Raw genomic sequence first — 12942 nt, forward strand, 5'->3', positions numbered from 1 at the left:
GAGCCGTGGACGAGCAGCCGACGACGGCCGGCAAGCGGGAGAACGACCTCCTCGGCCAGGTCATCAGGTTCGGGGTGGTCGGCGTGCTCAGCGCCGTCGTCGACCTCAGCGTCTACACCCTGGCCCTGCACCTGGGCCTGTGGGTGCACGCCGCCCGTGCCCTGAGCTTCGTCTGCGGCACCAGCACCGCCTACGCGCTCAACCGCCGGTGGGCGTTCGGGGTGGAGGGCGGCCGGCGCCGGGCGCTGGGGTTCGTGCTGCTCTACGGCACGACGTTCTTCGTCATCCTCGGCGTGAACGCGCTGGCCCTCGCCGTCCTGCCGGACCGGTGGTGGACGGTGACGCTGGCCTGGGCCATCTCGCAGGGCTTCGGGACGGTCTGCAACTTCGTGATGCTGCGGACCGTCGTCTTCAAGGACTGAGCCGCTCAGCCCGCCGACGGTCCCAGGAACGCGTCCAGCAGCCGGCTGGCGGCCAGCGCCGGGGTGAGCCGGCCAGCGGTCACCGCCGCCTCCAGCTCCGGGGTCAGCGCGCGGACCCCGGGGTCGCTGCGCAGCCGGTGGTCCAGGCCGTCCCGGACCATCTGCCAGACCCAGCGCACCTGCTGGTCCCGGCGCCGCTCGGCGAGCTCCCCGGAGGCACGCATCCGGTCCTGGTGCTCGACGACCTTCCCCCAGACCTCGTCGAGGCCCCGCCCGGTCAGCCCCGCGCAGGTGAGCACCGGCACGTCCCAGCCGTCCCCGCGCCCGCGCAGCATGCGGATCGCCCCGGCCAGCTCCCGGGCGGCGCGGCGGGCGTCGACCTCACCGGGCCCGTCGGCCTTGTTCACCGCGATGACGTCGGCGATCTCCAGGATGCCGCGCTTGATGCCCTGCAGCTGGTCGCCGGTGCGGGCGAGGGTGAGGAACAGGAAGGAGTCGACCATCTCCGCGACGGTCACCTCCGACTGACCGACCCCGACGGTCTCCACCAGCACGACGTCGTGGCCGGCCGCCTCGACCACGACCATCGACTCCCGGGTGGCCTGGGCCACCCCGCCGAGCGTGCCGGCGGTCGGCGCGGGCCGGATGAAGGCGCGCTCGTCGACCGCCAGCCGGGACATCCGGGTCTTGTCGCCCAGGATCGACCCACCCGAGCGCGCTGACGAGGGGTCGACGGCCAGGACCGCGACCTTCGAGCCGGCCGCGGTCAGCGAGATCCCGAGGGTGTCGATGAACGTCGACTTCCCGACGCCGGGCACGCCGCTGATCCCGACCCGGCGCGCGCCGCCGGCGTGCGGCAGCAGCGCGACGAGCAGCTCCTGGGCCGCCTCCCGGTGGTCCCCGCGCCGGGACTCGACCAGCGTGATCGCCCGCGCCATCGCCCGCCGGTCACCGGCCAGCACGCCGTCCGCGAGCCCGGTGACGTCCACCGGCCCGCTCACCGGTGGGCCATGTCGGCCGACACGGCCCTTCTCATGCGTGGCCGAGGCGGTCGGACAGCGTGCGCAGGAGGTCCTGGGCGGCGTCGGCGATGACGGTGCCGGGTGGGAAGACCGCGGCGGCGCCCATCTCCCGCAGGGTCGGGACGTCGTCGGGTGGGATGACCCCGCCGACGACGACCAGGACGTCGTCGGCGCCGAGGGCGGCCAGCGCGTCGCGCAGCGCCGGGACGAGGGTGAGGTGCCCGGCGGCGAGGGAGGAGACGCCGACGACGTGCACGTCGGCCTCCACGGCCTGGCGGGCGACCTCGTCGGGGGTCTGGAACAGCGGGCCGACGTCGACGTCGAAGCCGAGGTCGGCGAAGGCGGTGGCGATCACCTTCTGCCCGCGGTCGTGACCGTCCTGGCCCATCTTGGCCACCAGGATCCGCGGCCGGCGGCCCTCGGCGTCGGCGAACGCGGCGGCCATGTCGCGGGTCTGGGCCACCGCCCCGTCGGTGCCGGCCTCGTCGCGGTACACACCGGAGATGGTGCGCACCTGCCCGGCGTGCCGGCCGTAGACGGCCTCCAGCGCGTCGGAGATCTCCCCGACGGTGGCCTTGGCGCGGGCCGCGTCGACGGCCAGCTTGAGCAGGTTGGACTCCAGCGAGGAGTCGCGCCGGCCGTCGGCGGCGGCGCGGGCGGCGTCGGTGAGCCGGGACAGCGACTCGCGGGTGGCCGTCTCGTCGCGGGAGGCGCGCAGCTCGGTCAGCCGCGCCTTCTGCTGGGCCAGCACGTCGGCGTTGTCCACCCGGAGCACCTCGACCGCCTCGTCGGCGTCCACCCGGTACTTGTTCACCCCGATCACCGGCTGCCGGCCCGAATCGATCCGCGCCTGGGTGCGGGCGGCGGCCTCCTCGATGCGCAGCTTGGGGATGCCGTCGTCGATCGCCTGCGCCATCCCGCCGTGCGCGGCGACCTCACCGATGTGCGCCCACGCCCGGCGGGCCAGGTCGTAGGTGAGCTTCTCCACGTAGGCCGACCCGCCCCACGGGTCGATCACCCGGGTCGTCCCGGACTCCTGGGCCAGCAGCAGCTGGGTGTTGCGGGCGATCCGGGCGGAGAAGTCCGTGGGCAGCGCCAGGGCCTCGTCCAGTGCGTTGGTGTGCAGCGACTGGGTGTGCCCCTGGGTGGCCGCCATCGCCTCCAGGCAGGTGCGGACGACGTTGTTGTAGACGTCCTGCGCGGTGAGCGACCACCCGGAGGTCTGGGAGTGGGTGCGCAGCGACATGGACTTGTCCTTCTGCGCGCCTGCTTCCTTCACGAGCTTGGCCCACAGCAGCCGCCCGGCACGGAGCTTGGCGACCTCCATGAAGAAGTTCATCCCGATGCCCCAGAAGAAGGACAACCGGGGGGCGAACACGTCCACGTCCATCCCGGCGGCCTTGCCCGCCTGCAGGTACTCCACCCCGTCGGCGAGGGTGTAGGCCAGCTCCAGGTCCGCGGTCGCCCCGGCCTCCTGGATGTGGTAGCCGGAGATGGAGATCGAGTTGAACTTCGGCATCTGCGTGGAGGTGAAGCTGAAGATGTCGCTGATGATCTGCATCGAGGGCTTGGGCGGGTAGATGTAGGTGTTGCGGACCATGAACTCCTTGAGGATGTCGTTCTGGATCGTCCCCGTCAGCTGGTCCGGCTTGACGCCCTGCTCCTCGGCGGCGACCACGTAGAGCGCCAGCACCGGCAGCACGGCGCCGTTCATCGTCATCGACACGCTCATCTTCTCCAGCGGGATGCCGTCGAACAGCTGCCGCATGTCCAGGATCGAGTCGATCGCCACCCCGGCCATCCCGACGTCACCGACCACCCGGGGGTGGTCGGAGTCATAGCCCCGGTGGGTGGGCAGGTCGAAGGCGACGCTCAGCCCCTTCTGCCCGGCGGCGAGGTTGCGCCGGTAGAACGCGTTGGACGCAGCGGCGGTGGAGAACCCGGCGTACTGCCGCACCGTCCACGGCTGGGTGGTGTACATCGTCGGATACGGGCCGCGCAGGTACGGGACGATCCCGGGCCAGGTGGACAGGAAGTCCACGTCGGCCAGGTCGCCCGGGGTGGCCAGCGGGGGGACCGCGATCCCCTCCGGCGTCTCCCACGTCGCCTCCGCCACGCTCCGCCCGGTGGCCTGCTCGTACGCCTGCGCCCAGTCCGCCGGGGTCGCCGTCGTCTGCGGCCGCCCCAGCTCCAGGGAGCCGAAGTCCGGGATGGTGCTCATGTCGTGACCTCCTCGGGGCCATGGTGGCCACCATGGCCCTCGTCGGGGACTCCGAGTTGCTCGAGCGTGCGGCGCAGCACCGCGATCGCGTCACACCCGGCGTACACGTACCCGTCTATGCCGTCCAGACTGCCGTCGACGTCCAGGGACGGCGGTCCGGCCAGCCACACCTGGCCGGCCCCGGCGGCCCGCAGTTCGGCGGCCAGGTCGGCGGCGTCGGCGGCGTAGTCCCTGTCGGTGCCGCAGATGCAGGCGACCGTCGTCCCCGCGTCGGCGAACCCGGCGGCGCGGTCGCCGGTGGAGGTCTGCAGGCCGCCGGCGCCGAAGAGGTTGGCCGCGAACGTCGCCCGGGCGGTGTGCCGCGCGACCGGGCCCAGGGTCGCCAGGTGGACCCGCGGCCGGGGTTCGACCGCCTCCACCGCGTCGCGCAGGTCCTCGAACGCCGCAGCGGCGCGCACCCGGGGCAGCCCGCCGGACGGCGGAGCGGCAGCCGGACGGCGGGTGGGCAGCACCTCCGCCGGGTTGGGGAACTCGCTCACACCGGTGATCGCGTCGGTCCGGGTGGCCAGCCGGTGCCCGCGGTCGGCCCAGGCGGCGGCGATCCGCTCCCCGACCAGACCGCTGGACAGCGCCGCGGCCAGCCCGCCGGCCCGCTCGATCTCGGTGAACCACGCCCACGCCGCCTGGGCCAGGTCCTCGGTGAGCGACTCGACGTACCAGGAGCCGCCGGCCGGGTCGAGCACCCGGGCCAGCGACCCCTCCTCGACCAGCAGGCTCTGGGTGTTGCGGGCGATCCGCCGGGCGAAGGCGTCGGGCAGGCCGAGTGCTGCGTCGAAGGGCTGCACGGTGACGACGTCCGCGCCGCCGACGCCGGCGGCGAAGCAGGCCACCGTGGTGCGCAGCATGTTCACCCACGGGTCGTGCTTCGTGACCATCACCGAGGAGGTGACCGCGTGCTGGCGCATCGCGCGGGCCTCGGCGGGGACGCCGCTGGCCTCGCCCACCCGGTCCCACAGCCGGCGGGCAGCCCGCAGCCCGGCGATCGTCGTGAACTGGTCCGCGCTGGCGGCGAACCGGAACTCCAGCTGGCCGAAGGCCTCGTCCACGCCCAGGCCCTGGTCGGTGAGCGCCCGCAGGTAGGCCACCCCGGCGGCGACCGCGCAGCCGAGCTCCTCCACCGCCGAGGCGCCCGCGTCGGCGAAGACGGTGCCGTCGACGACCACGCTGCGCCACCCCGCCGGCGCCCGGCGCGCCAGGTCGGCCAGGCCGGTGAGGTCCTGCTCCACGCCCGTGGCCGCCTGCACCCCCAGCGGGTCCAGGCCCAGGCAGCCCCCCGGCGCCAGGTCGGTACGACCGGCGACGAGGGCGAGGAACGCCTCCGCGGCCGGCAGGCCACCGGACAGGCTCACCGGCGCCAGGTCCAGCAGGACGTCGGCGAGCACCTCACCGAGCGACTCGACCGGCACGGCTCCCTCCCCGCACACCAGCCACAGCGAGGAGACCCCGTTGTCCAGGTCCGCCGCGATCGCCTCGCGGGTGCCCGTGACGTCGGGGTCGGCGTGCCGCTGCCGCACGTCCCAGCCGGCCGGCACCTCGGTGTCGGCGCCACCGGCCGCGGTCACCCCCGCCGCACCGGCCCGCGAGCCGCGGACGAACGGCGGCAGGCCGGGCACCCCGGCCAGCGACGGCAGGTCGCCGGCGTCCTCGGCCGTGTACAGCGGGGCGACGGTCACACCGGTGGCGACCGGCACCCGCAGCGCGTCCTCGACCGGTTCGGGCAGCTCGTCCCGGCCGGCCTTGCGGAGCACCCCCGCGACCAGGTCCCGCCACTGGGCCCGGCCGGCGGCGGGGAACTCCGCGGCGAGCTCGAGCAGCTCGGGCGCCGCCGGTTCGGCCGGCGGCGCACCCTCGGGTCGCGCGGTCTGCTGGTCGGTGGAACGCATCATCGGGTCCCTGCCTCTCAGGTGCCTGTGCAGCCTCTACCGCGGCACGTTACCGAGCACCGCCGCGGCGTCCGCCGCCAGCGCGTGCAGGGCGGTGCGGGCCATCAGCCGCACGCCCACCCCGATCGCCCGCTCGTCGACGTCGAAGGTCCCGCGGTGCAGGTCCAACGGCTCGCCGCGGCCGTGCGTGCCCAGCCGGGCCAGCGCGATCGGCAGCACCTCGGCGAACCAGCCGAAGTCCTCCCCGCCCATGCTCTGCGGCGACTGGGCCAGGCCCTCGCTGCCCACCGTCTCCAGCGCCGCCGAGCGCAGCAGCGCGACGCTGCGCGGGTCGTTGACCACCGGCGGCACCCCGCGCACGTACTCGATGGCGACGCCGGCGCCGGACAGCTGGGCCACCTCGGTGACCAGCCGGCGCACCAGGTCCTCCGCCTCGCTCCACACCGCGCGGTCCAGCACGCGCAGCGTGCCGCGCAGGGTGCCGGTCTGCGGGATCGCGTTCGGCGCCACCCCCGAGCTGACCGCCCCCCAGACCAGGGAGACGCTGGAGCGGGGGTCGACCAGCCGGGACAGCAGCCCCGGCACCTCGGTGACCACCCGGCCCAGCGCGTGCACCAGGTCGACGGTCAGCTGCGGGCGGGCGGTGTGCCCACCAGGACCGGTGAGCGTCACCTCGACCCGGTCGCAGGCCGCGGTGATCGAGCCGGTGCGCAGCCCCACCATGCCGGCCGGGAGCGACGGGTCGCAGTGCAGCGCGAAGGCGCGGCTGGCCCCGGTGAGCAGGCCCTCGTCGACGATCTGCAGGCCGCCGCCGGGCACCTGCTCCTCGGCCGGCTGGAAGACGCAGCGCACCGTGCCGGGGAACCGGTCCAGCGAGGCCAGCACGAGCGCGACGCCCAGCAGCACGGTGGTGTGCACGTCGTGCCCGCAGGCGTGGCAGAGCCCGTCGCGGGTCGAGGCGTAGGGCACGTCCTTGAGGTCCTGCAGCGGCAGCGCGTCGATGTCGGCCCGCAGCACCACCACCGGGCCGTCCCCGTCCCCGTCCCCGTCGCCGACGTCGCAGACCAGCCCGGTGCCGCTCTCGAGGCGCCGCGGCTGCAGGCCGGCGGCGGTCAGCCGCTGCTCGAGGAACGCGGTGGTCTCGACCTCGGCGAAGCCCAGCTCCGGGTGTGCGTGCAGGTGCCGGCGGACGGCGACCAGCTCGTCGTGGTGGGCCCGCGACCAGGCGTCCACCGCGGCGCCGGCGTCGTCCCCGGGCCGGCCGGTCACGTCGTCCGCCCCCTGGACCGTCACGGGCGCGCCGGCGAGGCCGCGGGCAACCCGTCGCGCATCTCGGCGAGCAGGCTGTCCACGACCGGCAGCAGGTCGCCGTCGGAGGCGGCGGCGACGGCCCGCTGGCGCTGGTAGGAGGCGCCCACGGTGAGCACCCGCGTGACGTCGGCGAGCTCGGCCTCGCAGCCCAGCCGCCGGGCCACCGGGGTGAGCTCCTCGACCAGGTCGGCGATCGCCTCGCGGACCGGCGCGACGGTGCCCTGCTCGTCGACGACGATCTCGGCGTCCAGCCCGTAGCGGACCGCCCGCCACTTGTTCTCCCGCAGGATCCACTCGGTCGGGGCGGGCAGCGTGTAGCCCCGGTCGAGCTGGGTGTCGAACTGCTCGACCAGGCACTGCGCCAGGGCGGCGACGGCGCCGATCTCGTCCAGGGTGGGCAGGCCGTCGCAGACCCGCAGCTCCACGGTGCCGAAGTCCGGGTGCGGGCGGACGTCCCACCACACCTCGCGGACGCTCTCGATGGCCCCGGCCCGGATCAGGGTCGCCATGTACTCCTCGAACTCGGCCCAGTCGGCGAGCTGGTGCGGCAGCCCACCGGTCGGCATGCCCTCGAACACCTTGGTGCGCGCCGAGGCGAGCCCGGTGTCGCAGCCGGCCCAGAACGGCGAGGACGCCGACAGGGCGAGGAAGTGCGGCAGGTACTGGGACAGCGCGTTGACGATCGGGATCGCCTTCTCCGGCGACTGGACCCCGACGTGCACGTGCACCCCGAAGATCTGCAGCCGGCGGGCGAGCCACTGCATCCGCTCGACGAGCTGGGCGTAGCGGTCCTTCGGCGAGATCTCCTGGGAGTTCCAGCGCGTGAAGGGGTGGCTGCCGGCGCACATCACGCCCAGGCCCCGGCGGTCGGCGGCCGCGACGACCTCGGCGAGGGTGCCGGCCAGGTCGGCCTTGGCCTCCGCCACGGTGCCGCAGATGCCGGTGATGATCTCGATCGTCGACTGGAGCAGCTCGTGCTTGGCCTTGGGGTGCTCCTCGAGGCCGGCCGGGGTGATGTCGGCGAGGATCTCGGTGGCTCCCGCGGTGAGCTCGCGGCTCTGCGGGTCGATGAGCTGGAGCTCCCACTCGACGCCCAGGCTGGAGCGCTCGGAGGAGTGGAAGGGTATCTGCACGCGGCGAGTCTAGGCAGGGACGTGGGCACCCGCCGGGCGATGACCTGCCGTCCACAGGCGGCACGCCCGCTGTCGGCGGAGCCGACGGGCGCCCGCTAGTTTCCCCGGTGTGGCCGAGCAGACCCCCTCCCCGCACGCCCTGCGGGGGACCCCCACCCGCCTCTCCGACCCGGCCGCGCTCGCGGCCCGGGCGGCCGACGACCTCACCGCAGCCCTGGGCGGCGGGCGGCACGACGTCGCGGTGGTGATGGGCTCGGGCTGGGCCCCGGCCGCCGAGGCGTTCGGGCCGGCGTCGGCCAGCGTCGCCATCGGGGAGCTGCCGGGGTTCGCCGCCCCCACGGTGACCGGGCACGGCGGCGAGATCCGCTCGGTGCAGGTCGGCGGGCAGCGGGTGCTGCTCTTCCTCGGCCGCACCCACCTGTACGAGGGCCGGGGCGTGGAGCCGGTGGTGCACGGCATCCGCACCGCCGCCGCCGCCGGTGTGCGCACCGTCGTGCTCACCAACGCCGCCGGTGGGCTGCGGCCCGACCACCGGGTCGGCCAGCCGGTGCTGATCAGCGACCACCTCAACCTGACCGCGCGCTCGCCGCTGGTCGGTGCGGAGTTCGTCGACCTGACCGACCTGTACTCCGCCCGGCTGCGCGCGCTGGCCAAGGAGATCGACCCGTCTCTGGCCGAGGGCGTCTACGCGGCCCTGCCCGGCCCGCACTTCGAGACCCCGGCCGAGATCCGGATGCTCACCACCCTCGGGGCCGACCTGGTCGGCATGTCCACCGCGCTGGAGGCGATCGCCGCCCGCGCCGCGGGGGTGGAGGTGTTCGGCCTGTCGATGGTCACCAACGCCGCTGCCGGGATCACCGGCGAGGCGCTGGACCACCTGGAGGTGCTCGCCGCGGGCAAGGCCGCGGCCGGCCGGCTCGGTTCGTTCCTGGTGGAGTTGATCGGCCGGATGCCGTGAGCGGAGCACCGCGCGGGAGCGAGCCATGGGCACCGTGAGCGGACAGCGGTGTGAGCATCGCAGCGAGGAACGAGCGAGGAGCGGAGCACCGCGCGGGAGCGAGCCATGGGCACCGTGAGCGGACCGGTGCTCGTCACCGGCGCGGCCGGGCTGATCGGCGGCTGGCTGCGCGGCGGGCTGCCGGAGCGCGGCTGGGCGCTGCGCAGCGTCGACGTCGTCGCCGTGCCCGACCCGCGCCCCGGTGAGGAGCTGCTGGTCGCCGACGTCACCGACCTGCCGGCGATGGTCGAGGCCGCGACCGGTGCCGCAGCTGTCGTCCACCTGGCCGGCGTCGTCGGCGAGTCGACCTGGCCGGCGATCAGCGCGACCAACATCGAGGGCACGTACTGCGCACTGGAGGCCGCCCGCCGGGCCGGTGTGCAGCGCGTGGTGCTGGCCAGCAGCAACCACGCCACCGGGTACACCCCCCGCCCCGAGCACGGGCTGCTCACCGAGGCCGACGCGCCGCCCCGGCCGGACACCTTCTACGGCGTCTCCAAGGTCGCGATGGAGGCGCTCGGGTCGCTGTACGCCGACCGGCACGGCATGGACGTCGTCTGCCTGCGGATCGGCAGCGCCTTCCCCCGGCCGACGACCGTCCGCCACCTCGCCACCTGGCTCTCCCCCACCGACACGGTCGCGCTGGTCGACGCCGCGCTGACCGCGCCCGAGCCCGGGTTCGCCGTCGTCTGGGGCGTCTCGGACAACACCCGCCGCTGGTGGGACCTCACCGCCGCGGAGGCGCTGGGCTACCGCTCGGTCGACGACGCCGAGACCCACGCCGCCGCCGTCCTCGCGGCGCACGGCGAGCCCGACCCGGCCGACCCGGTGCTGACCCGGGTCGGCGGCGAGTACACCACCGCCACATTCGAGGACGACGCCGTCGTCGAGGCCGAGCGCCGCGCCCGGGAGCTGCCGTCATGACCGACCTGCTGGCCACGGCCCGGGAGTGGGCCGCCGACGACCCGCACCCCGGCGACCGGGCGGAGATCGAGGCGCTGCTCGCGGCGGGCGACACCGCCGAGCTGGCCCGCCGGTTCACCGGGCCGCTCACCTTCGGGACGGCGGGGCTGCGCGGACCGCTGCGTGCGGGCCCGGCCGGGATGAACGCCGCCGTGGTGAGCCGCGCCGCGGCGGGGCTCGGCTCCTGGCTGGCCGCGCACGGGCACGCCGGCGGCGGGGTCGTCATCGGCTACGACGCCCGGCGACGCTCCGCCGAGTTCGCGCACGCCTCCGCCGCGGTGCTCGCCGCGGTCGGGTTCGCCGTCCAGGTGCTCCCCCGGCCGCTGCCCACGCCGGTGCTGTCCTTCGCCGTCCGGCACCTGGGCTGCGTCACCGGCGTGATGGTGACCGCCAGCCACAACCCGCCCGACGACAACGGCTACAAGGTGTACCTGGGCGACGGGGCGCAGCTGGTGCCCCCGGCCGACCGGGAGATCGAGGCGGCGATCGCCGCCGTCGGACCGGCCCGGGAGCTGCCGCTGTCCGACGACTGGCTGACCCTCGGCGACGACGTCGAGGCCGACTACGTGGCGGCGGTCGTCGACGCGCTGCAGCCCGGCCGGGTGCCGGTGGCCGACCGTCAGCGGCTGCGGGTCGCCTACACCGCGATGCACGGCGTGGGCTCGGCGACGACCCGCCGGGTGTTCGACGCCGCCGGCTTCGCCCCGCTGCACGCTGTCGCCCAGCAGGACCGGCCCGACCCGGCGTTCCCGACCGTGGCCTTCCCCAACCCGGAGGAGCCCGGCGCGGTCGACCTGCTGGTCGACCTGGCCGTGCAGGTGGACGCCGACGTGGCGATCGCCGAGGACCCCGACGCCGACCGCTGCTCGGTGGTCTGCGACGACCGGCAGCTGACCGGGGACGAGGTGGGTGCGCTGCTGGGCGACTGGCTGCTGCGCCGCGGTGTGCGCGGCACCTACGCGCGGTCGCTCGTCAGCGGTTCCCTGCTGGGCGAGCTGGCCCGGGCGCACGGGGTGCCCGCGGAGGAGACCCCGACCGGCTTCAAGTGGATCATCCGGGCCGGCTCGGCCGAGGCCCCGCTCGCCTTCGGGTACGAGGAGGCGCTCGGCTACGCGGTGACCCCCGGCGTGGCGCACGACAAGGACGGCATCTCCGCCGCGCTGGCCGTCGCGCTGCTGGCCGCCGAGCTGGCCGCCGAGGGCCGTACGCTCACCGGCCGGCTGGACGAGCTGGCGGTCGAGCACGGCCTGTTCGCCACCGGCCAGCTGTCCGTGCGGGTGGAGGACCTGTCGCTGATCTCCGACGCGATGGTCCGGCTGCGCGACCGGCCCCCGGCGCGGCTGCTCGGCCGGGACGTGACGGCAACCGACCTCGCCGACGCCCAGCCGCCGGTGGACGCCGTGCGGCTGGCCGGGGACGGCGTCCGGGTGATCGTCCGGCCCAGCGGCACCGAGCCGAAGCTCAAGGCCTATCTCGAGGTCGTCGTCCCGGTGCCGGACGCCGACGGTCTGCCGGCCGCCCGCGAGCGGGGCAGCGACGAGCTGGACCGGCTGCGCACGGAGATGTCCGCCGCCCTCGGCCTGTAGCCGGTCACCCCGCGCCGCAGGACCGCAGCACCGCGAGCACGAGCGCGCGGGTGACGGTGACGACCTCGTCGAGGTCGACCGCCTCGTGCGGGCCGTGCGCCAGCCGGACGTCGCCGGGGCCGTAGTGCAGGGTCGGGATGCCGGCGCCGGCGTACAGCCGCAGGTCACTGCCGTACGGGGCACCCCGCTCGCGGAGCCGGTCGCCGCCGGTGACGTCGGCGTGCCCGGCAGCCACCAGGTCCCGCAGCGCGGCCCCGGCCGGCAGGTGGCCCCCGGCGAACTGGCCGCCGGACCAGGAGAGCACGGGCGGGTGGTCGCGCAGGAAGGGGTCGCGCGCGGCCACCTCGGCGACGCACTGCTCGAGCTCGCGGCGGGCGGCGTCCGGGTCCTCCTCGATGCGCAGCCCCAGCCGCCCCTCGGCGACCAGCACGTCCGGCACGCTGCTCGACCAGTCACCGGCCTGCACCCGGCCGACGACGATCGGGTAGGGCACCGGGTACTCCCGCATGAGCGGCTCGACGGTGCGGTTGCGTCGTTCCGCCAGCTCCGCGAGGGCCCGGTGGAACGGCAGGTAGGAGTCCAGCGCGCTGTGCCCGGCGTAGGGCGTGCTGGCGTGGGTGGCCAGGCCGGACAGCCGCAGGGTGAACGTCAGTGCGCCGGCCGCCCCGGTGATCAGGGTGCCGCTGGTCGGCTCGGTGATGATGCACGCGTCCCCGGTGTGCCCGCGCTGCAGCGTGCCGAAGGCGCCCAGCCCGCCGTCCTCCTCGCCGATGACGAACTGCAGCGCCACCCCGCGGCGCAGGCGGACGCCGGACCGGGCGATGGCCGCGTACGCCGCCAGGTTGGCCGCCACGCCGGCCTTCATGTCGCAGGCACCGCGGCCGTGCACCCGCCGTCCCCGCCACGTCGGCTCGAACGGGTCGCTGCCCCACGGCGCGAGGTCGCCGGGCGGGACGACGTCGACGTGACCCTGGAGCACCAGCGCCGGCCGGTCCCCGCCGCCGTGCGCGGTGCCGACGAGCCCCCACGCCTCGCTGCGTGCGGCCTCCGTGCCGGGGAAGCCGGGCGCCGCGGTGAGCGCCGGGAGGTCCAGCGACCACAGGTCGACGTCCAGGCCGAGCGCGGTCAGCTGCTTGGCGAGCACGTGCTGCACGTCGGACTCGGCGTCGGAACCGGTGACGCTGGGGACGGCGAGCAGCTCGGTCAGCGAGGCGGCCAGCCCGTCGGGGTCGACGGCGTCCACCGCCCGGGCCTCGAGGGCGGTCAGTCGCGACATGGGTCCTCCGGCGCTCGACGATCAGCTGGTGGCCGAGCGTAGGAAACAGGTGGTTTCGTCCATGTTGC

10 protein-coding genes are annotated in these 12942 nt (G+C 75.3%); 4 read left to right on the plus strand and 6 right to left on the minus strand.

Annotated features, from left to right (window positions below):
• Positions 1-5 precede the first annotated feature (5 nt).
• The gene (locus FHL80_RS04945) at positions 6-422 is read left to right on the plus strand and encodes a GtrA family protein (RefSeq protein ID WP_138732346.1); all 417 of its coding nucleotides are present in this window, start codon (positions 6-8) and stop codon (positions 420-422) included.
• Positions 423-427: 5 nt separating this feature from the next.
• Here FHL80_RS04945 and meaB read toward each other — a convergent pair whose 3' ends face one another.
• The 5 genes from meaB to FHL80_RS04970 are packed head-to-tail and all read right to left on the minus strand — an operon-like array spanning position 428 to position 8052.
• On the minus strand, positions 428-1423 hold the full coding sequence (gene meaB / locus FHL80_RS04950; RefSeq protein ID WP_138732347.1) for a methylmalonyl Co-A mutase-associated GTPase MeaB: 996 nt from the start codon (positions 1421-1423) through the stop codon (positions 428-430).
• 31 nt (positions 1424-1454) lie between these two features.
• Positions 1455-3665, minus strand: a complete 2211-nt coding sequence (scpA, locus tag FHL80_RS04955; RefSeq protein ID WP_138732348.1) for a methylmalonyl-CoA mutase — start codon at positions 3663-3665, stop codon at positions 1455-1457.
• Complete coding sequence (locus FHL80_RS04960; protein WP_138732349.1) at positions 3662-5608, minus strand: methylmalonyl-CoA mutase family protein; 1947 nt, start codon at positions 5606-5608, stop codon at positions 3662-3664. The genes scpA and FHL80_RS04960 overlap by 4 nt, the downstream gene beginning before the upstream one ends.
• Before the next feature lie 36 nt (positions 5609-5644).
• Positions 5645-6901 (minus strand): amidohydrolase, encoded by a 1257-nt coding sequence (locus FHL80_RS04965; RefSeq protein WP_138732350.1) that lies wholly within the window; start codon positions 6899-6901, stop codon positions 5645-5647.
• The gene (locus tag FHL80_RS04970; protein ID WP_138732351.1) at positions 6898-8052 is read right to left on the minus strand and encodes a glutamate--cysteine ligase; all 1155 of its coding nucleotides are present in this window, start codon (positions 8050-8052) and stop codon (positions 6898-6900) included. The genes FHL80_RS04965 and FHL80_RS04970 overlap by 4 nt, the downstream gene beginning before the upstream one ends.
• 109 nt (positions 8053-8161) lie before the next feature.
• Here FHL80_RS04970 and FHL80_RS04975 point away from each other — a divergent pair, with 109 nt between their 5' ends.
• The 3 genes from FHL80_RS04975 (at position 8162) to FHL80_RS04990 (ending at position 11598) form a co-directional block, all read left to right on the plus strand.
• Positions 8162-9010: a purine-nucleoside phosphorylase gene (locus FHL80_RS04975; protein WP_138732352.1), complete on the plus strand. Its 849-nt coding sequence runs from the start codon at positions 8162-8164 to the stop codon at positions 9008-9010.
• Positions 9011-9115: 105 nt separating this feature from the next.
• Positions 9116-9973, plus strand: a complete 858-nt coding sequence (locus FHL80_RS04985) for an NAD-dependent epimerase/dehydratase family protein (protein WP_138732353.1) — start codon at positions 9116-9118, stop codon at positions 9971-9973.
• On the plus strand, positions 9970-11598 hold the full coding sequence (locus FHL80_RS04990; RefSeq protein ID WP_138732354.1) for a phospho-sugar mutase: 1629 nt from the start codon (positions 9970-9972) through the stop codon (positions 11596-11598). The genes FHL80_RS04985 and FHL80_RS04990 overlap by 4 nt, the downstream gene beginning before the upstream one ends.
• A gap of 4 nt (positions 11599-11602) precedes the next feature.
• Here FHL80_RS04990 and FHL80_RS04995 read toward each other — a convergent pair whose 3' ends face one another.
• Positions 11603-12874, minus strand: coding sequence for an ArgE/DapE family deacylase (locus tag FHL80_RS04995; RefSeq protein WP_138732355.1), 1272 nt, complete (start codon positions 12872-12874; stop codon positions 11603-11605).
• Positions 12875-12942 lie beyond the last annotated feature (68 nt).

Source organism: Modestobacter excelsi (genome assembly GCF_005930495.1).
Classification (GTDB): Bacteria; Actinomycetota; Actinomycetes; order Mycobacteriales; family Geodermatophilaceae; genus Modestobacter; species Modestobacter excelsi.

What these genes read in the sequence shown, in the direction of transcription:
- FHL80_RS04995 (WP_138732355.1), bottom strand. Translation starts at nt 12,874, where the DNA reads ATGTCGCGACTGACCGCCCTCGAGGCCCGGGCGGTGGACGCCGTCGAC.
- FHL80_RS04960 (WP_138732349.1), bottom strand. Translation starts at nt 5,608, where the DNA reads ATGCGTTCCACCGACCAGCAGACCGCGCGACCCGAGGGTGCGCCGCCG.
- FHL80_RS04990 (WP_138732354.1), top strand. Translation starts at nt 9,970, where the DNA reads ATGACCGACCTGCTGGCCACGGCCCGGGAGTGGGCCGCCGACGACCCG.
- scpA (WP_138732348.1), bottom strand. Translation starts at nt 3,665, where the DNA reads ATGAGCACCATCCCGGACTTCGGCTCCCTGGAGCTGGGGCGGCCGCAG.
- FHL80_RS04985 (WP_138732353.1), top strand. Translation starts at nt 9,116, where the DNA reads ATGGGCACCGTGAGCGGACCGGTGCTCGTCACCGGCGCGGCCGGGCTG.